Here is a 26008-nt window from a genome sequence, read left to right as displayed (position 1 = left end):
TTTCCCATCTGTATAGCGAACCATATAGTAAGAAAATAGATTTTTAATAGACGCGGATAACGCGGATTACGCGGATTTACGCAGTTTAATAGACACAGATAACCCAGATAAGACAGATTTACACAGCAACCTTAATTATGAACGAAGTTCATATCAGTAGTCCCCGCAGGGTGATTAATTTTAATAACGCTGTTAGCAGCATAATCGTGAATGCTCAAAAAAATCGGCAATTAATAGGGGGCGACCTTTGGTCGCCCCGATGTAGCGGAAGCTTTAGCTTCCGGTGGGAAGCAGAGCTTCCCTGTCCGCAATCATTTTCATAGGTGATTGCACCCTTCGGGCACTACGTATGTTACCTAGCGGTAACTATTAAAGTTGTAGGTTGAGTGTTGGGGCGCAAATAGATTACTTTTCCTCCGCCGGTTTTCTGGCTCTTACGAAAGCACTGAAGATGGCTCCGGTAAGGTTTTCTTTTTCAGCGGGGGAGAGACTGGCTAATAAGGCCACCATTTTATCTTCACCAAATTCGTATTCCCGGATTACCTCCAAATCAACATCAGTAAAGCCAGCCGCAGTTAGCTTAGTGCGATATTCTTCATCAAGTAGCGCACCGGCTACACATCCGGCCCAGGCCTGCATATCCTGCCGTACTTTTACTGGAAGCATTTTACGGAGCACAACATCCGTTACGGCAAATCTACCCCCTGGTTTTAACACTCGAAATGCTTCAAGCAGTACTTTGTTCTTATCAGCCGAAAGGTTTATAACACAGTTAGAAATTATGACATCGACCGAATTATCCGGCAGGGGAATTTCCTCGATATGTCCCTTTAAGAACTCGGCATTATTAATTTCCGCATTATTCTGGTTAGTCCTGGCCGCCTCCAGCATTTCATCGGTCATATCCAGCCCGTATGCTTTGCCGGTAGGGCCTACTCTTTTGGCCGACAGCAGCACATCCAGACCGGCACCGCTTCCAAGATCCAAAACTACCTCACCAGGTCTTAATTCTGCCAGGGCGGTAGGATTCCCGCAACCGAAAGAGGTAGCTATGAGATCCAGATCCAAGCCCTCCATATTATTGGCGTGATATAAATCTCTGGCAACAATATCAGCAGTATTAATTTTACTACCACTACAGCAGCATTGGCCTAAGTTGATACTGCCTCCTTCACAACACCCGCCTTTATTACCGGTAATCGCATCAGCATATTTTTGTTTGACAGCATTGCGTATATCATTCATATGCAGTTTTCCCCCTTATATCAATATTGTTTGATGTAAAAAATAGGAAATTATAGTTTAAAATCGCTCTCCAATTGCCTAATATATGCCTTGATGACTTCGGTATTAGGGAAATAGTATTTCCATTTGCCTTCTGGAACTTCACGAACCAAGTCGGCCTCAACCAATTCTTTCATATGATATGAAACCCTGGACTGAATCATGTCGAAGGTATCCATAAGCTGACAATTACAAATACCCCCGGCTGGATTGCTATAACCGGCCACACCCTGCTCGGCATGGTTTACGATCATCAGTAATATTTTATAGCGTATAGGATCCCCTAATACTTTGGAAATTTTAACTGTATTAATCATGCTGTTTATAATATCAAAAATATTTGATGTTAGCAAGAATGAATTTTATTGTTATTAATGATTAGAAATTACTCTGGAAATTACAAAGTATTCAATTTACCTTGCCAAACCGAGCCTAAGGATATAAATCAAATGCCCATTTAAATACAATAAATACCACCCTTTATCATAGTGGCAGATTTAGCTATACCTGACAGGATATATATAGTGAAGTTTATGGAGGAAGTGTCATTAAACGTGAACGAATTTGAGGTTGGCGAACTCAGAAGTTAGAATTCAAATTAAGCCTGTTTTGGAAAGCTCATGATTAGTTGGCTTTCAAGAAAAAAGATGGGCAATTATAGTAAAATGCCCGTCGCAAAATGATGAAAGGAAGTGGTTGACTTAGTGACGAAAAAAAGGAAAAATTTTGTTGTTACAGCGGTAATCTTGGCTTTTATGGTCGTATCCATGGTACCCGGTCAGGCCTTGGCAGGCAATTATGGTACAAGCCTGTTAAAATACGGCAGTCGGGGACAAGCTGTATATGACCTGCAGCAGGACTTAACTGCCCTGGGGTTTAATACATATGGTATCGATGGTATTTTCGGACCTAAAACCCAAAATGCCGTAATTGCCTTTCAAAAATCAAAATGGCTAGCCGTAGATGGAATAGTGGGCAACCAAACTAAAGCTGCTTTATATAATTCCCTGGGTGCCAAAAGGACCTATACACTTAAACTTGGAGATAGTTTATCCGGGGTAGCGGCTAAGTATGGAGTCAGCTTAAATGACCTGATGCAAGCAAACGGATTGAGTTCTTGTATTCTTAATCCCGGTGTGGTTCTGGTTATCCCCGCACCGGCCAATATAGGAGCCCGTAATCCTGAAATGGCCGATTGGTGGACAGTTGTAAATAAAGCTTTCCCCAGAAAAACCCAAGCTACGGTAACAGATATTGATACGGGAATTACTTTCAATATTTATCGTTACGGGGGATCCAATCACGCCGATGTTGAACCGGTTACGGCTGCGGATACCGCCAAAATGAAACAGGCTTATGGCGGACAATGGAGCTGGAATCGCCGAGCTGTAATAGTGAATGTAAATGGACGTGTCTTTGCTGGCTCCATGAACGGAATGCCCCATGGAGGACAGGATATTTATAACAACAACTTTGACGGACAGTTTTGCATTCATTTTCTAAACAGCCGCACCCATGGTACCAACCGGGTGGATGCAGCCCATCAGGCCGCTGTCTACAAAGCAGGCAATTATAAGTATTAATTAATTGAAAAACTAAATGTAACTTTAGATATGCTCCCCTCCTAGCAGCCAGTTAAAATAAAAACTTTAACCGCTGCTAACAGGGGAGTTTTTTAACGGTTTTTATAAAAAAAAACTATTACCGATATAAAAACGATAATAGAGCAAGTTTATAATCAAGAGGTTTTCAAGTGGTTGTAGATTGATTATTCTGTTAATATATTTAAGGGAGATTAAAGATGAATTATTTAGGGGGACGTACTGATTATGGAAATTGACGAAAATAAGCTGAAAAATAAAGCCAGTTTTGAAGATTTACCTTATCATAATTTTATCGGCGTTGAAGTTACTGATGTGGAGAAGGGATATGCAGAGCTGCGACTGCCTGTAAAAGCAGAAGTATTAAATGCCAATGGCGCTCTGCATGGCGGGATTTATTATACCGTATGCGATTTAGCAGCTTCTTCGGCATTATGGACATTGGTGAGTGAAGATCAGTTTTTCGTTACCAATGATATTAACGTTTCCGTTTTAGCCGCGGTCTACCAGGGAGAAATTACAGCTAAAGCCAATATTCTAAAAAAAGGAAAAAGACTGGCCTATATCGAGGCCAATGTGTTTGATGATAATGATCAACTGGTTGCGGCATCACGTATAACCAAGACGATACTGACCAAAAAAGGACAAGCCGGCAAGTAAGGAGATAAAAATGTGGGGAAGGATCAGTCGTTTTTATCCTCCGTGGCTGGAATTGATACCCCTACTGATGTTGGGGTTTATCCTGGCTTATACAGTTACATACTATCCATTAATGCCTGAACGTATCCCCACTCATTTTGGACCTTCCGGCCAGCCTGACGCTTGGAGTGCCAAGGGATTCTGGTCGGTTTATATACTGGTGCTGCTTGCTGGGGCTGTTTGGCTTACCATGCTGGCGATTAATTATATTTTGATAATTAAACCGGATGATCCCGGCAGGTATATGAATATTAGCCAGCGTGAAAAAGATAGGCTGGGCACCAAAAGGCTGGAGGAAATACGTACAATTTCCGCTCGCATGATGGTGATAATTAATATAACTACAGTAGGTTTGCTTACTGTAATACAGTATGGCTCTGTTAATACGGCATTGGGACTGCAAAATGGCATTGGCTGGGGCGTCTGGTTTTTTGCTGCCGCCTTGGTTCTGGAAAGCCTCTGGATGCTGTTCAAATGCGGGGCAATCAATTACAGTCCCCTTAAAAAACGTTGAAAAACCGCTCCTGCCTGGATCCGCAACGGGGAAGTTGGAGTCTATATAAAAGCTTAACCCCCATTTGTGTTATCTCCTGCCTATCCGAAGCCCTTATCCTGCCAACGATTGTTTTATATAATTCAGGGTTTGCAGTATGGCGGGGTTGGTAAAAGTAACTACCAGATTATTCATATCAAAGTTGTCGATGTTTTTCCTCATCGTTTCTGCCCGCTGTTGGCGTTGCAGTTTTTTTAGACCAATAAACGGCCGGCCGGGAGTATCGATCAGGTTACAAATCTTAGCTTTTGCCTGGTTGATTAACTCGTCCTGGTCGTCAACCAGTTCATCAAATATCTCCCGGTTGACCGCATCAATGGGTGAGAACAAATTACCTCCGAAAACCACATCGCGATATTTCTTGTCGCTGTCCAGACCATACAGCATAATATCCGCTTCGGCCGGAGTCAAGGATAAGCCAATCTTAATCTCGGTCATACCCACTTTGACCCGGGCATTATTAATCGCCAGCCGATAATCGCTGGCCATGGAAACAATCATGCCGGCTGCGGTAGTATGTCCATTAATAGCTGCGATTACTGGTTTTGAACAGGTAAAAAGATGATACAACACCTCTTCTTCTATTTTGAACCAGTCAATAATGGCTTGCTCACTGGGGAAGGTGGTGAACGTTTCCAAATCAAAGCCGCTGGAAAAGTATCTGCCGGTTCCTGTAAGTATCAGGCCTTTTAAATCATCGTCATCGTTCAGCTGGTCGATATACGTCTTTAGACCTTGCAGGGTCTTTAGGGTAATGGAGTTAGTTCGGCCGTAGTTAAAACGAAAAATAATGATATTATCTTCAACTTCGCAGTCAAACACAGGACTCTCCCTCCTACTCATTAATCGTTTGCACACCTGTTTAGATATAAAACAGTTAAATCAGGACGCTATTATATACAAGCGCTTACTATAATTACAAAAAATACCATGATTTATTATATCATAACATATTTTTATTATGGTTGGGAAGGGGTGCCTAAATAACCATAATATGTATTTACTGATATAAATGAGCAAAAACAAAGGGCTCAGGATGAAGCCCTGAGCCAATATATCGGTTAGTATTTACTTATCTTGTTTGCTTAACCACAGGATGAGCAGGAGTCACATCCGCCGCCCGGTTCGTTCTTGGCCGCTAATAGCTGCAAATAGACCTGGGATCCATGCTTGGCTGAGGAAAGGGTAAACGGTCCAAAATCGTCATTTATATTTTTGGAGACCGTAAATTTGATCCCGTTGTGTTCTTCAACGACATCGCCTTCAGCCGGTTCATCCAGAACCAGATTAAATGTTATCCCTCCTCAGCCTGGACTGGCTATAATCCTCAAATTGGTGGAGTCAATTTTCTGATTTGCCAGAATCTGTTTTAAATCTTCAATGGTAGCAGGTGTAGTATTTAACATATTCTATCACTCCTTTGCATTAATTAACAATTGATACCCTATAGGGGTATAATAACATCAAATCAAAAATAAAACAATAGTTAATAATAAAATTCCCAACTGGACAAACTGATATACGTGTCAAAATATATCGATTTTTTTAAAAAATTCAGTGCAACTCCTAAACGGTTATTGTCATTTAGTCTTATTTTTCCCCGTATGTTTATTCACTGCGTATGGCTTCGAGGGCACTTAGCTTCATGGCTCGATGAGCCGGAGCATAACCGGATACCAAACCGATCAGGGTAGCAAATATTAAAGCGCCCAGGGCTAGCTGAGGCTCAATGATGGAAATCTGGGTGCTTTCCGCCATATTAGCCATGTATTTTCCAGCTATATTGTTTAAGATCCAGGAAACTCCATAACTAAAGATTATGCCCAGAATACCGCCTCCTAATCCGATTAGGGCGGCCTCCAATAAGAACATGCGTCTGATATCGGCCATATCCGCTCCCAACACCTTAATAATACCAATTTCCCTGGTTCGTTCATAGATGCTCATTACCATAGTATTGGCAATTCCTATCGCAGCAACCAGTAAGCTTATCGCGCCAATTCCTCCCAGTATGGCCTGCATAGTACGGGAGGTTTTTTTCATCGACTCCAGCATGTCACTGAGACTCGAGGCTTGATAACCAAGGGTTTGAATATGTTTTTGAATATCCCTGACTTCTTCCATGCTGGCAACTTTAATCTTGATATTATCATACTGTTTATCTAACTCATTTCTTTTCGTGCGGTTTTCCCGATCGATGGCCTTGCTGTCTTCCGCTTTTATTTTGCGCAGTACGGCGATATTTATCAAGGCCTGATAATCTTTTTCATCGCCGCTTTCCTTTAAAATGCCGACTCCTCTGACCTCGTGGGGACGGGGTGTTTTGTTGTTGGGATCTGGAAGGCTTGGGCGTCGTTCCCCATATTGCATGTCGGCGGTTAAAAGCAGCTTGTTGTTAATCAGCTCAACCGGCGGTTTTGAATTATTGTCATGCCCCATATAGCCAGTCATATACTCATTGCTAAGGCGAGGATTGCGAAAATCATACGCTAGGTTTTTACCAAAGACTAGTGTATCTTTGTCCGAGGGTAAAAGCAAACGGCCTGTTTCGATTTCATAATCAAAATCCGCTAATTTTTCCGGTTCTACTCCGATAACCTGAATATCGCCCACCATCTTACCGGCCACAACGCGCATAAAACTATATTGTAAGCCCATTACTGCTTTTACGCCAGGCAGAGATGAAAATTCGGCAATCGTCTCATCGTTGAGTTTTAACTCACCAGGCCTGGCATGACCCGGCATCTCTCCGCCCGCTCCAGAGTACACATCGATAACAGTAAGGCTGCCCATACGGGCAATCTGCTCCTTGAAGTTTTGCTCCATGGCGCTGCTGAGCGACAGCATGATGATAATCGATGCAGTACCTATAACAACGCCCAGGATGGTCAGAAATGTTCTGGCCTTTCTGCGCCGGAGGTTCTGCAGGCTCATTTGCAAGAGATCCAGTTTATTCATCTTCAAACTCCAATTCTTCCAGGGCATGGCGGCGTTTTCTATAAATTATTGCCGCCGTTATTGACAGCAGGATAAAAGCTCCGCCAATCACCAGCCATTTTTTCCACGTCTGTTTAGGCGCATCTGCCGGAGTCTGAGAGTCAGGTTCAATTGGTTCAGGCGCTTTTACGACTTGCAGGGAAAAATCTCGGGTCTGTTGATATTGGCTGCCGTTGTCATCCTCATAATCAATAAATACTTTACCGGTTAATTTTCCTGTTTTATGGGGAATGATGGTAACATCACAATAATCATTTTTGCCGCTTTCCAGATTGCCTAAATATTGTAAACCATCCTTAATTTCAAAATCTCCTTCTACGCGCAGGTTAAGGTTGCGTACCATAGCCTTGCCGCTATTGTGGTAGCTGACTGATATGGATTGCGGAGAGTCCAGGACGGCCTCAGGAGGGACTTCCACTGCCGACAGAACAAATCTTACTTCCTGGCTGACCGGAATACTGATGATTTCTTTTTCGGTTAATTTGGTGCCTTTGCTATCCTGATAATCAATGTCGGCATTAATGTTGTAGGTCTGGCTTTCGGCCCCGGCTTTGGGTTTGAACTTTAGGGTTTTTTGGATACGGCCTTGGGCGGGCATGTTGGGAATATAGAGCGAGTTACTGTTGCCTACGGGAGAGAATATCTGCCCGTCTGAATTGAAACTTATTTTGATATTACGTACGGCGGTTGTTTCGCTGGTATTTACAAAAACCAGGTTGAGCGGGAAGGTCATACCGGGGGCAACCGTAGCGGCGCCGTAATCATAGTTTTCCAGTATAATCCGCGGTGTCAGATCATCCTGATTGTCTTTGCCGGCTACCGGGATATAAACCTTGCTGTCTCTGGTATATTCCTGATTATATTCGTCCTGGTATTTCATGGTCAAATCCAGCGTATAGGTGCCGGTTTTAACTTCCTGGTCAACCAGGATTTTATAAGCAATCAATCTGGTTTCACCAGCCGCCATCTTGCGGATATTCTGGGTTTCCGGCCATTTGTCCAGGCTGATGCCATTGGCTGAAAATCCTCCCAGGCGCAGCTCAATTTGCTGCAGGGCCAGGTCGCCATCGTTTTGCATTTGCAGATTTATAATTGTCGTTTTGCCCGCGGGGAGTTTTTCGCCTGTAAATTTCACACCTGTGCATTGCAAAATGGGCTGGCGGTAACTATTGGTAATTTTAGTATAGATTATACCGGATACCTGACCGCCACCGCCGCTTGGCGTAGTATAGCTGACATTAACGTTAATTGGATACGTTCCAGGTTTAACATTGGGTGGTATCTTCAGATTAAAACTGGCTACGCTTGAACCGGGCCATATGGAAGTCGAATAATGGTTAAGGGTCATTTTTTCAGTCTTAAATGGAAACTTATCCGGTTCACTGACGGGTAAGGATACATTGACATTATAGGCGGGGGCAGTGCCGGTATTATCAATAGGTATATTCAGGGTGGCATCGCTCCCGGCTTTAAATTCAGGTATCCAGCGGTTATTGGCAATGATAATATGCGGCTCGCCTTTTTGGAGCTGAAGATCTGTTTCGTCCTGGGCAACAGCCGGAAGGCATATGACACTGTTAATTAGGAGACAGAACGCCAAAAACAGGTTAAGTAGGCTATACTTCATTTTTCATTTCCCTCGTTTCGGTAATATTTTCAATCTGGGCAATGTTCCCGTCCAATATATGAACAATCCGATCTGCATAAGCGGCTACTCCAGCATCATGGGTCACAATAACCAGGGTCTGTTGATTTTGACGAGCCATTTGAACGATGAGCTGCATAACCTCGGAACTGGTCTTGGAATCCAGATTGCCGGTCGGCTCATCGGCAAAAATTACCGTGGGATGACTGACAAAGGCCCGGGCAATACCAACTCTTTGCTGTTGGCCGCCGCTCATTTGGGCAGGTTTGTGGTTACGGTGTTTTTTAAGTCCTACAGCGGTGAGCATTTTTAATGCCTGTTTATCCCGCACCCCTTTTTTTACGCCCCGGAAGGTCAGAGGCAGGCTGACGTTTTCCAGTGCGGTCAGGGTAGGCAGAAGATTATAGGATTGAAACACGAAACCGATATACTTTTGGCGGAAGCGAGCCAGCTGATTTTCATTCATCCGGCTAATTTCATGGCCGCGGATGATGATACTGCCCCGGCTGGGTTTTTCCAGTCCGGCCATCATATTTAGCAAAGTCGACTTGCCAGAACCGGAAGGGCCTAAGATGCAACAAATTTCTCCCCGGGCTATTTGCAGGGAAATATTGTCCAGGGCAATTACTTTCTCATCTCCCAGCCGGTATATTTTTCTTAGCTTATCAATCTGAATAATGCCTGAATTTATTACTTTCGTCTCCTTTCCCGATGTCATTTTTTAGCGCGATTCCTTGAGATGATGATTTATCTGGGCAAATGATATACCTTTAGATAATTATGGAATAAAAAAAAATATCTTTCACTATTTGTTTTTTCTTTTTAAGCGGAGAAAAGCACTAGAAAGGGTAGAAATTGGCCCCCATGTATGATTTTACGTGCTATAATCAAAAGAACACAAAAAGGAGGTATAATTATGCGTAAAAACCTGGTTATTCCATTGTCAATGTTTCTAGTTCTGCTACTCGCCAGTCCAGTCTGGGCGAGTGTTAACCTCAACGTCAATGGCAGGGCATATGAGCCGGTTCAACCTTTGCAATTGGAGCAGGGAATTACGAAAGGATCACTGGATTTGGTCGGCAGGGTTTTGGGAGCGGATGTATCTGTCAAAGATCAGGAGATTATTATAAATAAAGCCGGCCATATCCTGACTCTTAAGGTTGGCAGCACCAGTGCCAGATTTGATGGCCAGGAGATGATGATGCCTGTTGCTCCCCAGGTGCTGGACAGTAAAATAATGGTGCCGCTTAGATTTATTTATGAGCTTTTCGGGGCTGAGGTAAAATGGCAGGATCAGAGCCGGACGGTAGCGGTTAACTTTAGCGAAACCCGTCAAGGCTTGTCCGTAGAAGAGATGTTGGCTAAATCCAGTGCTGCCATGGAGAAGTATAACAGCTATAAAATGAAAGTTGCTATGGATATGCAAAATGAGGTAGTAGAAGCCAATAAGCCTGGGGATATACAAAAGATGGATATGACCATGCAAATGGTTGTGGCCACCCAGGTTAACCCCATGCTGATATATGGGAAAACTTCGGCAACTTCGGCAACAGTTAATCTGCCGCAGGAAAATACTGCTCAGGCTATACCGGCAGAATCAGAAATACTCATTAATGACACAGGCATGTATATGACGATGCCTGATCAAGGCTGGGTAAAATTTGACGTTCCTGGTTTAGATATGAAAGCTCTGCTGGAGCAAACGGGCAGTCAGGATCCGCTGAGTTCAATCAAACAGATGAAGGATTACGGGGTGATGATGAGTTACGGCAATGATCGGGAAAAAAATGGCCAGCCCTATTGGATAATTAATGTTACCATGGGTGCCGACAGCCTTAACCAATTTTTTAGTAAAGCTATGAAAAACCTGCCGCTGCAGGAACAACCAATTTTAAAGGATGTCACCCAAGATGTGGCCCAGGAGATTACAGAACTGATGACCGATGTTTTTAAAAATATGCAGGCCGATATCTTTTATAATGTGTGGATAGATCAAAACAATTACCAGCCTACCTACATGGATTTGGAGGCGGCAATGAAAATGAATATGCAGGTGCCGGCTGATAAAAACACCAAGACCGAAATATCGATGGATATGAAGCAAAAGGCCAATTATGAGATCTACGACCTGGGGGCGGATTTTGCTGTGCCTGATGTCAGTTCAGCTATTCCTATGAATGATTACATTAAGCAGCAAACCGAGGCTGTTAACCGCCAATCAAACTAATAAACGTAATATAGCAATATAGACTGCCGGAGGCTGCTCCTGCCCCTATAAGGATAAAAGGGATTACAGGAGCAGCCCTTGGTCGTTTTTGTGGATGACTCCCCCTTACTTTTCCCTGAAGGTAGTGGCCTGCGGTTATGAGGTTAAAACATTTTCCGGGGCATTTTCGCAGTGGTTTCGCTGTATATATAAATTAGGCAGTGGTTGCTGCGCGATATTATGTAAGAAAATACCTGGGAAGTGGCCACAGTGATTAAAGGGCTTAATCTATGTTATAATGGCAGAAGTTTTTATAAGGAGGAGATATTTTGAGTTTATTGGAAGCCGTTGTATTGGGTCTGGTACAAGGATTGGGCGAATTCCTTCCTATATCCAGTTCAGCCCATCTGGTTTTAGTTCCTTGGATATTCAACTGGAATGACCCGGGTTTAACTTTTGATATTGCTTTGCACATCGGAACCTTATTCGCTGTAATTATTTATTTTTGGAGGGACTGGTTAAAGCTTATATCCGCCGGATTAAAAGGTGTCTCCACCCAGGATGGACGGTTATTTTGGTATCTGGTGATAGCCAGCATACCTGGTGCAATTATTGGATTCCTGCTGGAAGATATAGCTGAGACAGTATTTCGGGCTCCTTTACTGATAGCCATTATGCTGATTTTAATGGGTATATTTTTAGTGTGGGCTGATCGCCGCGGACGCAAAGAGATTGATTTAGAAGGAATCAATTTAAAAACCAGTTTCTTAATCGGTTTATCCCAGGCCCTAGCTATCATACCCGGTGTATCCCGTTCCGGGATAACCATGACCACCGGCCTCTTGTTGGGGATGACCCGGGAAGATACGGCCCGTTTTTCCTTTTTGCTTTCTACCCCTATCATTCTGGGAGCCGGGCTGATTAAAACCCCTCAGATATTAGCTAATCCGGCCATGATCAATGCCAATTTTATCATAGGAATGTTGGTGGCTGCAGTTGTAGGCTTGTTAAGCATCGGGTTTTTGCTGCGCTATGTTCAAACCAAGGATTTTCGTCCTTTTGCTTGGTATCGCTTTGCCTTGGGTGCATTAGTCATTCTTTTGGTGATGGTGCGGATCTAAACAAGAGGGGATAGCTGAAAATTACGATGTAATCTAAACGGACGAGGATATTACCTCGTCCGTTGGTGTATTTATCACAAGTAATGACATATTTGCGGTGGGTTAGCTTTAGCCAGATGTTTTTTGCTTCTCCCGCTTTAAGAACTTTACGCGTTTCCTGCCGGTATTGCCTTTGTCCGGTATTTAATGGCATGCGCCTTTTAAAGGGCCTGGGCAATTTTGGACAGCAGTTCAGCTTTGGGCACCATCTCTTCAATACTGGCGGCAACCTCCTCAGTTGTCGCCCCCTGTTCTTCTGCTGCCTGAAGCGCTGTCCTGGAGTTGTGTTGGGCTTCTTCAATGCTCTGCTCAATGTTTTGAGTCATTATACGAATTTCCTCAGCAGTTGTCTTGGAATCTTCCGATAACTTGCGAATCTCCTCGGCAACTACCCCGAATCCTCGTCCTGCATCACCTGCCCGGGCGGCTTCTATGGCAGCGTTTAATCCCAACATCTTCGTCTGATCGGCAATACTTTTGATGGAATCAAGCACTGTGACGATACTGTTAGCCATTTCGCCAATGCCGTTAATACTTTCGTTTAACGCTTTTTCAACAGTACTTATGTTAGCGGCAGCAGCCGCTGTTTGTTGAATGGCTGCTGAGATTTCGGCTAGAGACTCTGTAAAAATTCCAGAAATACGCCGCAGCTCAAATGCATTATAGCGGGGTAGGGCAATGCCGAAAGTTCCCACTAACTCTCCGGGTTGTTCATCATCAAATACTGGAACGGCAATAATCCTGAGGGCTTCCCCGTACGGACTGTCTTCACCCAGCTCAAAATCAAGCGTTTCTTTATTTTGCATAATCATATAGGAAGGCGAACCCTTAAGTATTTCCTGACCAACCTCAAGAAGTGCTTTTTTAAAACCGCTAATCTCTGAAACCGTCACTTTTTCCATATCTGTAGCAAATATTGCTAAACCACCGGGAACCATCTTCACAATTTCACTGGCAACCAAAGGAATAGAATCAAGGAATTTACTTGACATAAAACCAACTCCAATTATTATTCTGTTTAGGCTAAGATGCTTAGTGAACAAAGTTTTATTATAGGATTTTATTTTTGAGCTGATTTAGCCGCTTCTTCTTCCTTAAGGACTTTGCGCATTATCTTGCCGGTATTGCCTTTAGGCAGGCTGTCCCGGAATTCAATGTGGCGCGGGTATTTGTAAGGAGCCATCTGGCTTTTAGCCCATTCGATCAGCTCAGCTTCCGTAATCTTGCCTTTCCAGTCGGCTTTGAGAACTACGAAGGCTTTGACCTCTTCCCCTTTGACCTTATGGGGAGTTCCGATTACACAACATTCCAGGATTGCCGGATGGGCATACATATATTCCTCTACTTCAGCCGGAAAGACGCTGTAGGCTGAGGATTTAATCATTTCCTTAAGCCGGCCGCAGATATACAGATATCCGTCCTCGTCCATCTTCACAATATCGCCGGTACGTACCCAGCCATCTCCCAGGAAAGTTTCCTTGCTGCCTTCGGGATCGTTCCAGTAACCAATCCCTGAACTAGGAGTTTTAACCCACAACTCTCCCTCTTCGCCGATAGCAACATCCCTGTTCAAATCATTTATATCCGCAATCCTTAAATCGACCTGGGGAACCGGCAGGCCTATGCTGCCCAGCTTGACAGCATCATTGGGGTTAAAGGCGGTGGTGGCAGTGGTTTCGCTCATCCCGTAACCTTCAAAAAGGGTAATCCCCAGATCCTTGTATTTATTGAACACTGCCTGGGGCAATGTGGCTCCGCCGATGCCAAAGTTGTGCAGGGAGGTAATGTCGTATTTACCAAAACTGGGATGATTGGATATGGCAATAACTACTGGTGTTGCGACAATACTATAAGTTCCCTGGTATCTTTCCACGGCCTGCATCCAGGTTTCAGGATCAAAGCGGGCTAATAGTACCATGGTGTTACCGCCGAAGGCCCAGGCGAGCATATGATCATTCATGCTGGTTATGTGAAATAGAGGTAAGACCGCAACTAATACGGAGTCTACCGTATTGTAGGGCTGAACGGCTTGCACAAAAGCACCGTTTAATAAGTTTAAGTGGGTCAGCATAGCCCCTTTGGGGTGTCCGGTCGTTCCCGATGTATATTGGAGCAAAGCCACATCGTTAACATCTACATCGGCCATTTTCTTAAGGGGTTCGTTGGCGATCAGATCTTTCCAGGCTATAGCACCTGGGCATTCTATTCCTTTGCCGTTTGGATCAGCCGGAAAAGCCGGGTAGGGGTCTTCGGGCAAATACTCCTCCAGGGAAGTAACAATAATGTGTTTTACGGAGGGAATGTTGGTGCGGATTTGATTAACTACAGGTACCACTGATTCTTCTATGATCATTACCTTGGATTCGCTGTTATTTAATACAAAGTTTACTTCGCCTTCCTTGTATGCCGGACTAATAGCCATTACAATGGCTCCCAGCATATGCGCGGCGAAATAGGAGATAACAAATTGAGGGCAGTTTTGCATGCCTAGATAGACGCGATCACCTTTTTCTACCCCTAGCTTTTGAAGTCCTCCAGCAGCACGCATGATTTGATCACGAAGTTCATCCCAGGTTATTACTGTGCCGTAATAGATGAGGGCTGTACGATGTCGATTACGTAAAGAATTGTTGTAAAGAATGTGAAACAAAGGGTCTTTACCGTGTTGGTAACCTTCTTTAACCCAGACGTCTGTCCAGCTTTTTTCCCAAAATCTCTCCCAAGCTTTTACTTCCATTTCTTTGTCCTCCTTAGTGCGTACAATACCGTTGACGACTGCCGGAAACAATTATCACTTCCCAGTCACACCCCCCCATATATGTGGTAATTATTATAACGAATATTCGACAAATCAAATAAATATTCCTCTATTATAAAACATTTTGGCATAATATCAGATATTTTGGTTATTAAAGTTTATTAAGAAGCAGGAGAATGATTTGCTTTGCAGAATCAAATTATACTAAGGTTATAATAAATAGTAAGATACAATCTCATTACTATCTGTGCCTTAAGCACTGCGAAAGGGTGAAAGGTGTTATGAACCTAAAATACGGTTTGGAGGATCGGCCTCCTTTAAAAGAGAATCTCATCTTTGGTCTGCAATGGTTGGCAGTTACGATCCCGGCTGTGATCATATTAGGCAAAGTCCTGGGGAGTATGGAAGGGAGTATGGCTGCCGAAATTCTGTATATGCAGAAACTATTTGCAGTAATGGCTGTCAGCCTTTTGATACAGATTTGGTGGGGACATCGCCTTCCTCTGGTTATTGGGCCGGCGACTGTTTTACTGATCGGCATACTGGCATCACAAACCAGTTCTTCCGCCGCAATTTACTCCAGTATATTAATCTGCGGCTTAATCCTTAGCATTTTGGCCGTTAGCGGTTTGTTTGCCTACCTGCGTCAGTTGTTTACTCCCCGGGTGGTAGCCGTCATCCTGCTTTTAGTGGCCTTTACCATGTTACCAACGATATTAAAATTAATCAGCAGTTCTTCAGGTCAGATGTCTTCTGCCAGCCATTTGGGTTTTGCCCTAGTTTTTATAATACTGATGTTTATGGGTCAGCGCTGGCTGACCGGCCTATGGAAAGCAACCCTGATACTATGGGCTATGATATTTGGCAGTCTGGCCTATTTTTTAATCAATCCTGGCTGGGCCAAGGGAGTTGATGCAACAAGTGTTCCATTCCTGGGAGGATTTTTCCAACAACTGACTACCGGCATAGTAATCGATCCCGGCCTATTGATCGCTTTCCTGCTTTGTTTTTTGGGATTGGCTATCAATGATTTGGGTTCTATTCAGGCGGTGGGTTCAGTGTTACAGGCAGACGAGATGCCCAAGCGAATTACCCAAGGTATTACCTCAACAGGTCTAGGTAACGTTTTGGCTGGGTTTATGGGCGTAATCGGTCCGGTTAATTTTTCCTTCAGCCCCGGAGTAATTGCCTCCACCGGTTGTGCGGCGCGCACTACCCTGATACCGGCTGGAATCATCATGCTGGCTCTGGCTTTCACGCCGCGTATATTATTTTATCTGTCTTTTATTCCCGGTGTAGTAATTGGCTGTGTACTGCTTTTTATTATGTGTACCCAGGTAGCCGCTGGTCTGGCGGCCGCTTTTTCAGCTATAAAGCAGCCCTATTTTGATTATGCTCTGCCTATAGGCCTGCCTATATTGATTGGTATTATGGTAGCTTTCATGCCTGCCGAGGTGCTTGCAGCTTTCCCGGCTGCCGTGCGCCCTATACTCGGGAACGGATTTGTCATGGGTGTCTTGGTGGCTCTCCTGCTGGAACATATGATATTCAGCAACAGTAAAGGGTAATACGGTTTAAATGGACGCGGATGACACGGATTTGCGCGGATTTACGCGGCTTTAATGGACACAGATTGCACAGATAAGACAGATTTACACAGAGTTATCTTAAATTATAAAACGCTATTTGCCGCATTATCGTATATGCTCAAAAAAACCGGTTGAATTTTAGGGAGCGACCAAGGTCGTTCCCTATTACGCATGCTATTTTCATAGGTGGTTAATAAAGGGAAAAAGGCTGTTCTGAAAAGTTTGTTGGGGCAGCCTTTTTGGGTGGCTTTTTCTATTGGAAAGTATTGTTTTCTTTATTTTTGTCCGGGCGGCCGTAATTTGTGTTATATTTTAGTTTGTATCCCAGTATGATTTCACTTACCAATCATTAAAAATAATAATTACGATTATTTTGAGGACTGATTATGAAAAAAACGGCCGTATACCTGCTGCTTTTTCTTCTGATAATTGAATTAATACTCCCGGGAGTGGTACCCCTTAAATCAGCCTACGACAGCCGCATGAATTATACAGTGGTGAAGGATAACCCTGCCAATATTGATGTGGTTCTGGATCAGATTAAGCACCAGATCGACAGTCAGAATATTAAAGATTACGTCATCATTCTGGGGGATTCGGTTGCTCACAGCGGCCCTGGCCCAGCTGATGAGTCGATAGGGGCTAGGCTTCAAGAATACTACTTGCTTGCAGGGCAGAAAAAGGCGGTTTTTAACTTGGCGATGCCGGCCATGCAGACCGGAGACATCTATACCATGATACTCAAACTGGACGAACACGGCATATCGACTGAGAACTTGATTATTAATCTTATTTATGCCGGCTTTGTTGAGCGCAACCCTGATCCGCCGGTGGTATTTTGGCTGCAAAAGGACCTGGCCCGGCTCGATCCGGCCAGTTATGAGCAGGTAACCCCGCAATTGACAGCTAATGGGAAGATTGCCCGGGAAGGGCCGACCCAGAAATTGAACCGGCTCATCACAGAAAGGTTGGCTATTTTCCGTTACAAGGATTTTATTAAGGCAGATCTCCAACACAGGTTTTATGAATTAACCGACCGGCAGGAAGAAAACGCCTTAGGCGATCCGCGGCCCTGGTATCAGAAAGAAGGTCTACAAAAGCTATTGGCGTCCCCCGAATACCAGAGGGGTTTTGCGGTTAAGCCTTTCGATATGAGTCAGGGCAACCCGCAGATATTCTTTTTAGAAAAGATTATTAAGCACCAGCAGGGCAAAAAAACTTTGGTATTTATGGCCCCGGTGAATTATGAACTGGTGCCGCAGGTACATGACGCGGGCTATCAGTCAAACCTGCAAACGGTTAAAGATTATTTTGCCGTCCGGCAGGTTGCCTATATCGATTTTCATGGACTCGTTGATCAGCGCTTGTTCAGTGATCATGTCCACCTCATCGGCCCGGGTTATTCATTAATGGCCCAGCGTTTAGGTGAAGAATCTTTGGCAGGAGAAAACCAGCTATGATGTTTTTTCAGACCCCGGAATTCTTTTTTTGTCTTTTTGTCGTCCTGGCTATTTATTATTTACTGCCGCGCGGGCGGATGGTATTGCTGGCAGCAGTCAGCCTGGCCTTTTATGCCCTGGCTGGTCTGGGCCCGGCGGCGCTTTTCGTGGGGATAACCATCGCTAATTACTTTTTGGGTAAGGCGTTGCTTGGTCCGCATAAAAAGCGTTTTTTATGGGCAGGCATTATCCTTAATGTAGCCAACCTGGTATTTTTTAAATATACTTTATTCTTCTTAAGCATAGCGGAAAAGGTATTTAATATTGCCCTGCTCCCTAAAATACCTTTTGTTGCTGATCTGGTTCTGCCGGTGGGGATCTCCTTTTATACCTTTCAGTTTATTTCCTACCTGGTGGATGTCTATCAGCAAAAAATCCCTCCCAGTCAAAACTTGTTGGTATTTTGGGTGTTTGGGTCGTTTTTTCCCCATGTTGTCTCCGGACCCATCATGCGTGGGGGTGAGTTAATTCCGCAGCTGGAGCAGATCCAAACCCTGGAGATCCGTCAAAATATCCGCCTGGGACTGGGTTACCTAGCCATGGGTCTGTTTAAAAAGTTGTTGATCGCCGATTATATAGCTGTCTATGCCAATAACTTCTTTGCCGGCAGTGCTTCGCTAGGGACGGTAGAGACCTGGATTGCGGCTTATCTTTATACCTTCCAGCTCTATTTTGACTTCTCTGCTTACAGTGAAATGGCGGTGGGAATCGCTTACCTTTTTGGAATTAAGCTGAACTTGAACTTTAAAACGCCTTACCTGAGTGCTAATGCCACTGAGTTTTGGAGACGCTGGCACATAACCCTGTCTACCTGGATCAGGGATTATATATACATTCCTCTGGGCGGCTCGCGGCAAGGAGAACTAAGAAAGTATCTTAACCTTTTCCTGGCTATGAGCATATCCGGACTTTGGCACGGCGCGGCCTTTACTTTTGTAATCTGGGGTATGTATCACGGTTTATTGCTGATTGGCCATAATATCTATCGCAAATTCAAAGCTCGTCTGGGTCTAAAACGCTTTTTCAACAGTGCTGCCTATAGGTTTTTATCCATATTTATTTTCTTTCACCTTACCTGCATCGGCTGGGTCTTTTTCCGGGCGTCCAGTCTGCAGCAGGCTTGGCAGATGGTGCACCGCATGGTAATACCTTATCAACTGAATTTTTCTGCCTATACCGGCAAATTTCTACTGCTGATAGCCGGACTCTACCTCCTGCATATCGTGGAAAACTGGGTGCGGGAGCATGCAGCGCAGATAGGCGGTGCCTGGGAACGTTTATTTCCTCCTCCGCTTAGGGCTTTGGCATATACAGCCTTCATACTAGTCTTGATTATTTTCTCACAGGGTCAGACCAGCGATTTTATTTATTTTAAATTTTAAAATAGGCGCGCTTGCCAATACTCCTATAGCTTTGGCCTTCGGTTCCTAAATATATTATCCTTCAGTGTTATTCGTATCAGTAGCCCCCAAAAAAAATTATTTTGCTCCAACCCGGCATCCGTCTTGAGTACCGGATACGGGTGTTTTATCGGGAAAATCCGGGCAGGAATATGCGGGCTGGGGACGAATTATTAGAGCAGGAAATGATTAGCTTAAAAAAGAGGTGTTGGTTTTGGCTGCCGAAACTGTTTACCAAAGACCCGAAGTAGTAACCGCTCCCCAGGCCCTGCAATTGCTGGCAGAAGGCAATCAGCGCTATGTTGAGGGCATGCTGTTTTCCAAGAACCTGGATGGTTCCAGGCGGAAAGAATTATTTAACCAGGGACAAAAACCTTTTGCGGTTGTCTTAACCTGTTCGGATTCCCGCGTTCCCCCAGAATTGATTTTCGATCAGGCGCTGGGTGATCTTTTTGTTATTCGTGTGGCCGGGAATGTGGTGTCTAAAGTAGAGATGGGCAGTATTGAATACGGGGTGGAACACCTTAATACTCCGCTCCTGGTTATTATGGGGCATGAAAACTGCGGTGCTGTCAAAGCGACTGTGGACGGCGGCGAAGTGCCCGGCAGCATTGATTCCATCATTGAAATAATCAAACCCTCGGTGGAAAACGCCCGGGTTGCCGGGTTTAGCGGTGCTGATCTGTATGAAGCCGCCACCGATGAAAACACCAAAGCCATGGTGGCTGAAGTCATGAAAAGCCCGGTTGTCAAACATTTAGTTGATGATGGCCGTCTGGTTGTGCTAGGTGCCAAATACCATCTGGACAGCGGCCGGGTAGTATTTGACCAGACCCGGTAATTAAAATCGGCCCTGATAAAGCGGATTAAAAAATAGCCGCTGAACGTGAGTAATTGTTCAGTGGCTATTTTCTAATTAGCCCTCCCTGCCCGCAGGACACAACCACCTATAAAATGGTGGCGCGCGATTCGGACGGAGAAGCTTTGCTTCCCACCGGAAGCTAAAGCTTCCGCTACATCGGAGCGACCAAAGGTCGCCCCTACAAATTGCTGATTCTATAGAGCATTTACGATTATGCTGCGAATCGTTAATTTTAAAAATCAATCAATATTAATCATACCGGAATCTGTGTCCAATTAACCCGCTTTATCCGCGGTTATATTCTATCCGTCAGATAAATAACCTGAGCCTTTGGCAAGCTTGGGATCGACTGAAGAACCTTCTGGGAGAGAAAACTTAAGGGCTCCGGAGGGACAGAGGTTGATGGTTTTAATAATATCCTCAGCCGGTGCCCCGGAAGGATTCACCCAGGGCCGGGCCTCGGGGTTAAAGACTTCCTTCAGGTTCATGAAACAGTTGGTATCATGAGTGCACTGCTGGGGATTCCAGTAAATAATGATATCCTCATGGTTATATTTTTTGGGGAAATCCTGCCGACAAAGACTGGGATTATGATTGGGGTTGTTGCAGTAGTAGTAGTCAGCATAGTCCTTAAGCAGATCGCGGTTACCCTGCAAGGCCTGGGCAAAATCAAAACCAAATTGATAGGCCTTATCAAGTTCTTCGCCAGATGGCTTAAAACGTACTCTTAAGCCCGGCAGGTAATTCATCCGCAGCATCTTAAAGCGAGCTTCAATATTGGGTACGGCTTCCCCGCTCCAGCCATAAGCCCCAAAGGCACCAGCGATGATTGACGAATGGGTAATGGGCGAGAGACAGCATAACAGATTCCATATCGGCGGCAGGGTATCTTTATTGATGGTGGGGGAACCGATTAACATGCCATCCGCATATTCCAATTCCGATACAACCTCCTGTATCGGAGTATCCATAAGATCAAACCTGTGCACTGCAAAATCACCGGACGAACATAATCCCTGCTCGATTTTTTCAGCCAGCTGGGCGGTGTAGCCATAAGCTGAGACATAAGCGATAACAACTTTCGGCCGCTCCTTTGCAACCGGCGGTGCCGCCCAATCCTGATAGAGGTTTAAATAATGGCTGATATTGCTGCGCAGGATAGGACCATGCCCGGGGCAGATCATATTTATTTCATAATGGCGCAGTTTTCTTAAAGCAATGTACATCTGGGGTTTAAATGGACTCAATATACTATCGAAGTAATCTTTGAAGGCAGGCATCATATCCCTGTCCAGAAGGTCATTAAATATCCGGGAATCGGAGAAGTGACTGCTGAAGGAATCACAGCTAAACAAAAGCTTATCTTCCTGAACATATGTGTAGATAGTGTCCGGCCAGTGCAGCAGTTGCGCGGTTATGAACTGCAAATGCTTATCCCCCAGGTCAAGCTCCGCTCTGTTTCCAACCGGCAGGGATTTAAAACTGCGGTTGGTTATTTCACTTAAGAATTCCAAAGCGGTCTGATGAGCCACCACAATCAACCCGGGAATTATATCGAGTAGCTGTTCAACCGAACCGGCATGATCAGGCTCGGTATGATTTAATATCAGGTAATCAATATCCGGCAGCTCTACCAGCTCCTGCAGATTAGCAATGTACTCAGGCATAAAATGGGATTTGACGGTTTCTACAAGAGCTATCTTATCGTTGCCTTTTATGAGGTAAGCATTGTAGCTGGTACCAAACTCTGTTTCCATAATTATATCGAAAACCTTAAGATCAGGATCTTGAACCCCCACCCAGTAAACACTTTCATTTATCTTTACCGCACCCATAAAAACCTTCCTTTCTGTAAGAGACTTACCATCCAAAACCTTTAATTACATATTATAGATACAGGGGATAAATAACAATAAGGGCGCGACTTAATTTCGAAATTTAAGCTGTGGTGTTGCGGAGTAATTATGTTGCCAACGCAGCAAATAATTTTGCATCCATATAACCAGCGGTTGTGAGCAGGAAATACTTAAAAAAAATAGAATGAATTCAATATAATTTAGTTTTCGGGAGGTAATCGCCTTGTTAAAATATCATTTTGAAATTATGAGAAGTACGCCTGTTAAAGGGAAAAAAATTACCGGCAGCAAAGATTACGATACCCGGGTAACGATTGAAAAAGACGGTAAAATCATTTTCAACGAAATGATAGTAGTTCGCAAAAATAAAGAAGGCGTTTTTCCGGAAATGGATCCCATTAGAAATAATATTGCAGCCGCCTCCATACGCAAAGAACTGGTCGAAAAATTAAAAGAGTATTTTAAGAAAGTAAAATAAAAAACTCGCCCCAAAAATCGTTTCTTAAGTCCTGGCTGGATATTGGATATAATAATACCGTATAATATGGACAACACGTACGCTTTTTAGTCTCTTTTTGCATTTTACTGAAGCGGGCAACCAATGCCAAATGAACATGTTTAAGTTTACAGGGGTATCTTAACAAAATGTTAAAAAGGAGGTTGACAGGATGAAAACTAAAATTACGGAAATGTTAGGTATCAAGTATCCCATTATTTGCGGGGGAATGCTGTGGCTGGGCAAACCGGAATTATGCGCAGCTATTTCCAATGCCGGGGGTTTAGGCAATGTGACTGCCGGAAATTATGATAGCGGCGAAGAACTGCGGGCGGCCCTGCAAATGACCAAAGAGTTGACCGATAAGCCTTTCGGGGTTAACATCACGCTTTTACCGTCCTTCCGTATTAGCCAGGAGACCTACGATGATTATTTTCGGGTATGTTGTGAAGAAAAAGTGGCGTTTATCGAGGTGTCTGGGGCACCGGCCACGCGCTATTTAGATCAGGTGCATGCGGCCGGGGTCAAAATATTTCATAAAGTCGGTGCGCTTAGGCATGCACTTAATATTGAAAAACTTGGTTATGACGGGGTTTTCGCAGCCGGGATTGAAGAAGGGGGACATCCCTTAAATGATGATGTGACCAGCATGGTTCTAACCCCCCGCATCTCCGAGACCCTAAAAATTCCGGTGGTAACCACCGGGGGCATTGCAGATGGCCGGGGCTTGGCGGCTGCTTTGACTCTGGGTGCGGAAGGGGTTATGATGGCCACCCGCTTTATAAATACCCGGGAATGCCAGGTGCATGAGAATATAAAGCAGGAGATCATTAAGCGGCAAGAACAGGATACGACTCTTATCTGCAAGAGTCTTAATTTACAAGGTCGGGCATTGAAAAATGAATTAACCCAGCAGGTATTGGATATCGAAGCCGAGGGAAAAGACCTGGATAGGATCTTTCCGCTGATTACCGGACAACGGGTAAAAAAAGCCTGGGTCAATGGTGATGTGGAAGGGGCCGCTTTCATGGTAGGGCAATCCATAGGCTTGATCCATGATGTAATCAGTTGCCAGGAATTACTGGATACCATGGTTGCAGATGCCGAGAAAATACTGCGGCAAAATCTGGCTAGATTTCAGTAGGTGTTGTGCACAGAACATTTTAGACATTTAAGTATGATTATTCGACAGGGGATTTCCCCTGTCGAATAAAATTTAGGCTATTTTCCTTTGAATTCTGCTTTGCGGGATTCCAGAAAGGCATTCATACCTTCCTTCTGGTCTTCAGAAGCAAACAGCATCGACCAGGCGATCTGTTCGGCCCGGCATCCGGCCTTGATATCATAATTCATGGACATATTAACCGCGTTTTTAGCTTCCCTGAGAGCCAAAGGACTCTTTTTGGCTAGTTTTCTCGCCATTTTTTTGGCGGCATCCATAACTTCTTCAGCCGGCACTACCATATTAGCCAGACCGATACGCAGGGCGGTCTGCGCATCGAAGAAATCACCGGTCAAAATATATTGTTTAGCTATGTTCATGGAAGTAATGCGCGGGAACCGCTGGGTTCCGCCGGCGCCGGGGAATATGCCCAGATTAATCTCCGGCAGACCCAGGGTGGCATTTTCAGCGATAATATGAATATCACAGGCCATAACTGTTTCCAGTCCGCCGCCCAGGGCCAGACCGCGCACGGCTGCAACGGTGGGCTTATGGTTGTCTTCAATAGCAAACATACATTGATGAACTTTATCCAGAAAGTCCCGCGCTTCAAATGCAGTATAACCGGCTACAGCCTTCAGATCGGCCCCAGCGGCAAATGCATTTTCATTTCCACAGATAATAATAACCTTAACTTCCGGATCATCACTGAAAAAATTCAGAGCTTCGGTCGCTTCCAGCAGCAGCTTGTAGTTGACTGCGTTAAAGGCCTTGGGTCGATTAAACTGAAGGTAGCCAATTCCGTCCTCAACCCACGCTAAAATAGTCTCATAATCAATCCCGCGATAATTTTCTGCCATTATATTACCTCCCCCAAAATAAATGAACAGCAATACTTATATGTAAATATATTACATATATAACTATATATTACCATATTGGGATATATTTTAGAAATTTATTATTGCAAAAAACAAAAAAGGCACTGAGGTAACCCTCAGCACCTGGTTGTGAACTTCATTTTCATTATTGGCGAACCTATCAAAAAACAGGTTCTTCTAAACGGCCTTTATTGGCATATAAAAGCAGGTTTTCTCTTATTTACGAAAGCATTCATACCTTCCTTTTGATCCTGGGTTGAAAAGCACAGGCCGAACAGGTCGGCTTCAATCGCCAGGGCTGAGTCAATATCAGTTTGCATACCCTTGTTTATGGCGGCTTTACTGAATCTTACAGCCAGGGGAGCATTGGCCATGATGGTTCGGGCCATTTTTTTTGCTTCTTCCAGCAGGGATTCAGGGGGATATACCTGGTTGACCAGACCTATCCGGTAGGCTTCCTGAGCATCTATACTACGGGCGCTGAATATTAATTCCTTGGCCCGGCCTTCCCCAATAATACGGGGCAAACGTTGGGTGCCGCCGAAACCGGGGGTAATACCCAAACTAACTTCCGGTTGTCCAAATACCGCTTTTTGGGAGGCCAGTCTTATATCACTGGCTAGAGCCAGTTCACATCCTCCGCCCAGAGCAAAGCCATTGACGGCAGCTATAACCGGTTTTTCCAGATTCTCTACGGCAGTGAATACATCCTGACCCAGCAGACCGAAGTCTCTGCCTTCAACCGCGGACAGGTTTTCCATAAAACTGATATCGGCTCCGGCTACGAAGGCTTTGTCGCCTGCTCCGGTAATGATTAACGCCCCAACGGTTTCATCATCCTTGACCTCCATAACAGCAGCTTTGATCTCCCGCAGGGTTTCATTGTTTAAGGCATTCAAAGCCTGGGGGCGGTTCACCTTAAGAATCGCCAGACTGTCCTCTTTTTCCAAAATAATATTTTTATAAGCCATTATAATAAGACCTCCCTCTCCTGTCTATTTGCCAAACTCCGGCTTTGTATATATTCAAATCGCCATACCATAAACTTATGATAATTATACTGTAATATGGGTTTGATAACAGCACTAATGCAAATATTCTGGGTGTCAAGGGGACGGTTCGATAGGTGTCAAGGGGACGGTTCGAGACCACTGAAAAAGTAACCCTTTTAAGCCGCCCTGGCGGCTACCCACAGCCCATCAGGTAGGTTAATCTGTAACCGACAGAATAAAAACCTCAAAATAAACGAAGATAACCCTTTTGAAGCGGATACCAGTTTGGCTATCCGCTTTAAGTTTACCGCCAGGGCTGTTAGTTTGGCCTGAATGCGGATGCTTCGTAGACCATAGCCTTTGGCTCG

22 protein-coding genes and 1 pseudogene are annotated in these 26008 nt (G+C 44.4%); 11 read left to right on the top strand and 12 right to left on the bottom strand.

Annotated elements, in window-relative coordinates:
• Positions 1 to 405: 405 nt before the first annotated feature.
• Positions 406 to 1245, bottom strand: a complete 840-nt coding sequence (locus AAV90_RS09730; RefSeq protein ID WP_046498382.1) for an arsenite methyltransferase — start codon at positions 1243 to 1245, stop codon at positions 406 to 408.
• A 50-nt stretch (positions 1246 to 1295) separates the two neighbouring features.
• Positions 1296 to 1538: an ArsR/SmtB family transcription factor gene (locus tag AAV90_RS09725; protein WP_341363018.1), complete on the bottom strand. Its 243-nt coding sequence runs from the start codon at positions 1536 to 1538 to the stop codon at positions 1296 to 1298.
• Positions 1539 to 1988: 450 nt separating this feature from the next.
• On the opposite strand from AAV90_RS09725, the gene AAV90_RS14140 reads away from it, so the two are divergent.
• The 3 genes from AAV90_RS14140 (at position 1989) to AAV90_RS14135 (ending at position 4098) form a co-directional block, all read left to right on the top strand.
• Positions 1989 to 2867, top strand: coding sequence for a peptidoglycan-binding protein (locus AAV90_RS14140; protein WP_052729717.1), 879 nt, complete (start codon positions 1989 to 1991; stop codon positions 2865 to 2867).
• A gap of 246 nt (positions 2868 to 3113) precedes the next feature.
• Positions 3114 to 3545, top strand: coding sequence for a PaaI family thioesterase (locus tag AAV90_RS09715; RefSeq protein WP_046498378.1), 432 nt, complete (start codon positions 3114 to 3116; stop codon positions 3543 to 3545).
• Between the two features lie 10 nt (positions 3546 to 3555).
• The gene (locus AAV90_RS14135; protein WP_052729716.1) at positions 3556 to 4098 is read left to right on the top strand and encodes a DUF1648 domain-containing protein; all 543 of its coding nucleotides are present in this window, start codon (positions 3556 to 3558) and stop codon (positions 4096 to 4098) included.
• Positions 4099 to 4191: 93 nt separating this feature from the next.
• Here the strand turns inward: AAV90_RS14135 and AAV90_RS09705 are convergent, their stop codons facing one another.
• The 4 genes from AAV90_RS09705 to AAV90_RS09690 form a co-directional block, all read right to left on the bottom strand.
• Positions 4192 to 4959 carry an enoyl-CoA hydratase/isomerase family protein gene (locus AAV90_RS09705; RefSeq protein ID WP_046498375.1) on the bottom strand — a complete coding sequence of 256 codons (768 nt, stop codon included), beginning with the start codon at positions 4957 to 4959 and terminating at the stop codon, positions 4192 to 4194.
• A 786-nt stretch (positions 4960 to 5745) separates the two neighbouring features.
• Positions 5746 to 7095, bottom strand: coding sequence for an ABC transporter permease (locus AAV90_RS09700; RefSeq protein ID WP_046498372.1), 1350 nt, complete (start codon positions 7093 to 7095; stop codon positions 5746 to 5748).
• A complete protein-coding gene (locus tag AAV90_RS09695) occupies positions 7088 to 8761 on the bottom strand; it encodes a COG1361 S-layer family protein (RefSeq protein WP_046498369.1) in 1674 nt (557 codons plus the stop codon). The genes AAV90_RS09700 and AAV90_RS09695 overlap by 8 nt, the downstream gene beginning before the upstream one ends.
• Positions 8751 to 9497, bottom strand: a complete 747-nt coding sequence (locus AAV90_RS09690) for an ABC transporter ATP-binding protein (RefSeq protein ID WP_046498366.1) — start codon at positions 9495 to 9497, stop codon at positions 8751 to 8753. Before AAV90_RS09690 ends, AAV90_RS09695 begins: the two co-directional genes overlap by 11 nt.
• A 198-nt stretch (positions 9498 to 9695) precedes the next feature.
• On the opposite strand from AAV90_RS09690, the gene AAV90_RS09685 reads away from it, so the two are divergent.
• Together AAV90_RS09685 and uppP are read left to right on the top strand one after the other, a co-directional pair.
• A complete protein-coding gene (locus AAV90_RS09685) occupies positions 9696 to 11006 on the top strand; it encodes a copper amine oxidase N-terminal domain-containing protein (RefSeq protein WP_046498363.1) in 1311 nt (436 codons plus the stop codon).
• Between the two features lie 308 nt (positions 11007 to 11314).
• Positions 11315 to 12106: an undecaprenyl-diphosphatase UppP gene (gene uppP / locus AAV90_RS09680; protein WP_046498360.1), complete on the top strand. Its 792-nt coding sequence runs from the start codon at positions 11315 to 11317 to the stop codon at positions 12104 to 12106.
• Between the two features lie 200 nt (positions 12107 to 12306).
• Here the strand turns inward: uppP and AAV90_RS09675 are convergent, their stop codons facing one another.
• Positions 12307 to 13137, bottom strand: a complete 831-nt coding sequence (locus AAV90_RS09675; protein WP_046498359.1) for a methyl-accepting chemotaxis protein — start codon at positions 13135 to 13137, stop codon at positions 12307 to 12309.
• A 68-nt stretch (positions 13138 to 13205) separates the two neighbouring features.
• The gene (locus tag AAV90_RS09670) at positions 13206 to 14882 is read right to left on the bottom strand and encodes an AMP-binding protein (protein ID WP_052729715.1); all 1677 of its coding nucleotides are present in this window, start codon (positions 14880 to 14882) and stop codon (positions 13206 to 13208) included.
• Between the two features lie 302 nt (positions 14883 to 15184).
• Between AAV90_RS09670 and AAV90_RS09665 the strand changes: the two genes are divergently transcribed.
• The 4 genes from AAV90_RS09665 to AAV90_RS09650 all read left to right on the top strand — a co-directional run bounded on the left by AAV90_RS09665 (position 15185) and on the right by AAV90_RS09650 (position 20232).
• The gene (locus AAV90_RS09665; RefSeq protein WP_046498356.1) at positions 15185 to 16471 is read left to right on the top strand and encodes a uracil-xanthine permease family protein; all 1287 of its coding nucleotides are present in this window, start codon (positions 15185 to 15187) and stop codon (positions 16469 to 16471) included.
• A 407-nt stretch (positions 16472 to 16878) separates the two neighbouring features.
• A complete protein-coding gene (locus AAV90_RS09660) occupies positions 16879 to 17952 on the top strand; it encodes a hypothetical protein (RefSeq protein ID WP_046498353.1) in 1074 nt (357 codons plus the stop codon).
• Complete coding sequence (locus AAV90_RS09655; protein WP_052729714.1) at positions 17949 to 19373, top strand: MBOAT family O-acyltransferase; 1425 nt, start codon at positions 17949 to 17951, stop codon at positions 19371 to 19373. Before AAV90_RS09660 ends, AAV90_RS09655 begins: the two co-directional genes overlap by 4 nt.
• Before the next feature lie 232 nt (positions 19374 to 19605).
• Positions 19606 to 20232 (top strand): carbonic anhydrase, encoded by a 627-nt coding sequence (locus AAV90_RS09650; protein WP_046498351.1) that lies wholly within the window; start codon positions 19606 to 19608, stop codon positions 20230 to 20232.
• Positions 20233 to 20555: 323 nt separating this feature from the next.
• Here the strand turns inward: AAV90_RS09650 and AAV90_RS09645 are convergent, their stop codons facing one another.
• Positions 20556 to 22088, bottom strand: coding sequence for an oxygen-binding di-iron domain-containing protein (locus tag AAV90_RS09645; protein WP_046498348.1), 1533 nt, complete (start codon positions 22086 to 22088; stop codon positions 20556 to 20558).
• Between the two features lie 244 nt (positions 22089 to 22332).
• Between AAV90_RS09645 and AAV90_RS09640 the strand changes: the two genes are divergently transcribed.
• Both AAV90_RS09640 and AAV90_RS09635 read left to right on the top strand, forming a co-directional pair.
• Positions 22333 to 22587, top strand: coding sequence for a hypothetical protein (locus AAV90_RS09640; protein WP_046498346.1), 255 nt, complete (start codon positions 22333 to 22335; stop codon positions 22585 to 22587).
• Positions 22588 to 22777: 190 nt separating this feature from the next.
• Positions 22778 to 23749, top strand: a complete 972-nt coding sequence (locus tag AAV90_RS09635) for an NAD(P)H-dependent flavin oxidoreductase (protein WP_046498342.1) — start codon at positions 22778 to 22780, stop codon at positions 23747 to 23749.
• A gap of 77 nt (positions 23750 to 23826) precedes the next feature.
• On the opposite strand, the gene AAV90_RS09630 is transcribed toward AAV90_RS09635, so the two are convergent.
• From AAV90_RS09630 to AAV90_RS09620, 3 genes and pseudogenes are all read right to left on the bottom strand, one after another.
• Positions 23827 to 24627 (bottom strand): enoyl-CoA hydratase/isomerase family protein, encoded by an 801-nt coding sequence (locus tag AAV90_RS09630; RefSeq protein ID WP_052729713.1) that lies wholly within the window; start codon positions 24625 to 24627, stop codon positions 23827 to 23829.
• A gap of 209 nt (positions 24628 to 24836) precedes the next feature.
• Complete coding sequence (locus AAV90_RS09625; protein ID WP_046498340.1) at positions 24837 to 25619, bottom strand: short-chain-enoyl-CoA hydratase; 783 nt, start codon at positions 25617 to 25619, stop codon at positions 24837 to 24839.
• Positions 25620 to 25816: 197 nt separating this feature from the next.
• Positions 25817 to 26008, bottom strand: a pseudogene (locus AAV90_RS09620) (IS5/IS1182 family transposase); the annotation flags it as partial.

It is taken from the genome of Syntrophomonas zehnderi OL-4, assembly GCF_000983115.1.
Taxonomy (GTDB): domain Bacteria; phylum Bacillota; class Syntrophomonadia; order Syntrophomonadales; family Syntrophomonadaceae; genus Syntrophomonas_B; species Syntrophomonas_B zehnderi.
Note: the sequence above shows the minus strand (reverse complement) of the source record. Positions and strands in the feature narration are given on the sequence as shown.

What these genes read in the sequence shown, in the direction of transcription:
- AAV90_RS09730 (WP_046498382.1), bottom strand. Translation starts at nt 1,245, where the DNA reads ATGAATGATATACGCAATGCTGTCAAACAAAAATATGCTGATGCGATT.
- AAV90_RS09725 (WP_341363018.1), bottom strand. Translation starts at nt 1,538, where the DNA reads ATGATCGTAAACCATGCCGAGCAGGGTGTGGCCGGTTATAGCAATCCA.
- AAV90_RS09715 (WP_046498378.1), top strand. Translation starts at nt 3,114, where the DNA reads ATGGAAATTGACGAAAATAAGCTGAAAAATAAAGCCAGTTTTGAAGAT.
- AAV90_RS14135 (WP_052729716.1), top strand. Translation starts at nt 3,556, where the DNA reads ATGTGGGGAAGGATCAGTCGTTTTTATCCTCCGTGGCTGGAATTGATA.
- AAV90_RS09700 (WP_046498372.1), bottom strand. Translation starts at nt 7,095, where the DNA reads ATGAATAAACTGGATCTCTTGCAAATGAGCCTGCAGAACCTCCGGCGC.
- AAV90_RS09695 (WP_046498369.1), bottom strand. Translation starts at nt 8,761, where the DNA reads ATGAAGTATAGCCTACTTAACCTGTTTTTGGCGTTCTGTCTCCTAATT.
- AAV90_RS09690 (WP_046498366.1), bottom strand. Translation starts at nt 9,497, where the DNA reads ATGACATCGGGAAAGGAGACGAAAGTAATAAATTCAGGCATTATTCAG.
- AAV90_RS09685 (WP_046498363.1), top strand. Translation starts at nt 9,696, where the DNA reads ATGCGTAAAAACCTGGTTATTCCATTGTCAATGTTTCTAGTTCTGCTA.
- AAV90_RS09675 (WP_046498359.1), bottom strand. Translation starts at nt 13,137, where the DNA reads ATGTCAAGTAAATTCCTTGATTCTATTCCTTTGGTTGCCAGTGAAATT.
- AAV90_RS09670 (WP_052729715.1), bottom strand. Translation starts at nt 14,882, where the DNA reads ATGGAAGTAAAAGCTTGGGAGAGATTTTGGGAAAAAAGCTGGACAGAC.
- AAV90_RS09665 (WP_046498356.1), top strand. Translation starts at nt 15,185, where the DNA reads ATGAACCTAAAATACGGTTTGGAGGATCGGCCTCCTTTAAAAGAGAAT.
- AAV90_RS09660 (WP_046498353.1), top strand. Translation starts at nt 16,879, where the DNA reads ATGAAAAAAACGGCCGTATACCTGCTGCTTTTTCTTCTGATAATTGAA.
- AAV90_RS09655 (WP_052729714.1), top strand. Translation starts at nt 17,949, where the DNA reads ATGATGTTTTTTCAGACCCCGGAATTCTTTTTTTGTCTTTTTGTCGTC.
- AAV90_RS09645 (WP_046498348.1), bottom strand. Translation starts at nt 22,088, where the DNA reads ATGGGTGCGGTAAAGATAAATGAAAGTGTTTACTGGGTGGGGGTTCAA.
- AAV90_RS09635 (WP_046498342.1), top strand. Translation starts at nt 22,778, where the DNA reads ATGAAAACTAAAATTACGGAAATGTTAGGTATCAAGTATCCCATTATT.
- AAV90_RS09630 (WP_052729713.1), bottom strand. Translation starts at nt 24,627, where the DNA reads ATGGCAGAAAATTATCGCGGGATTGATTATGAGACTATTTTAGCGTGG.
- AAV90_RS09625 (WP_046498340.1), bottom strand. Translation starts at nt 25,619, where the DNA reads ATGGCTTATAAAAATATTATTTTGGAAAAAGAGGACAGTCTGGCGATT.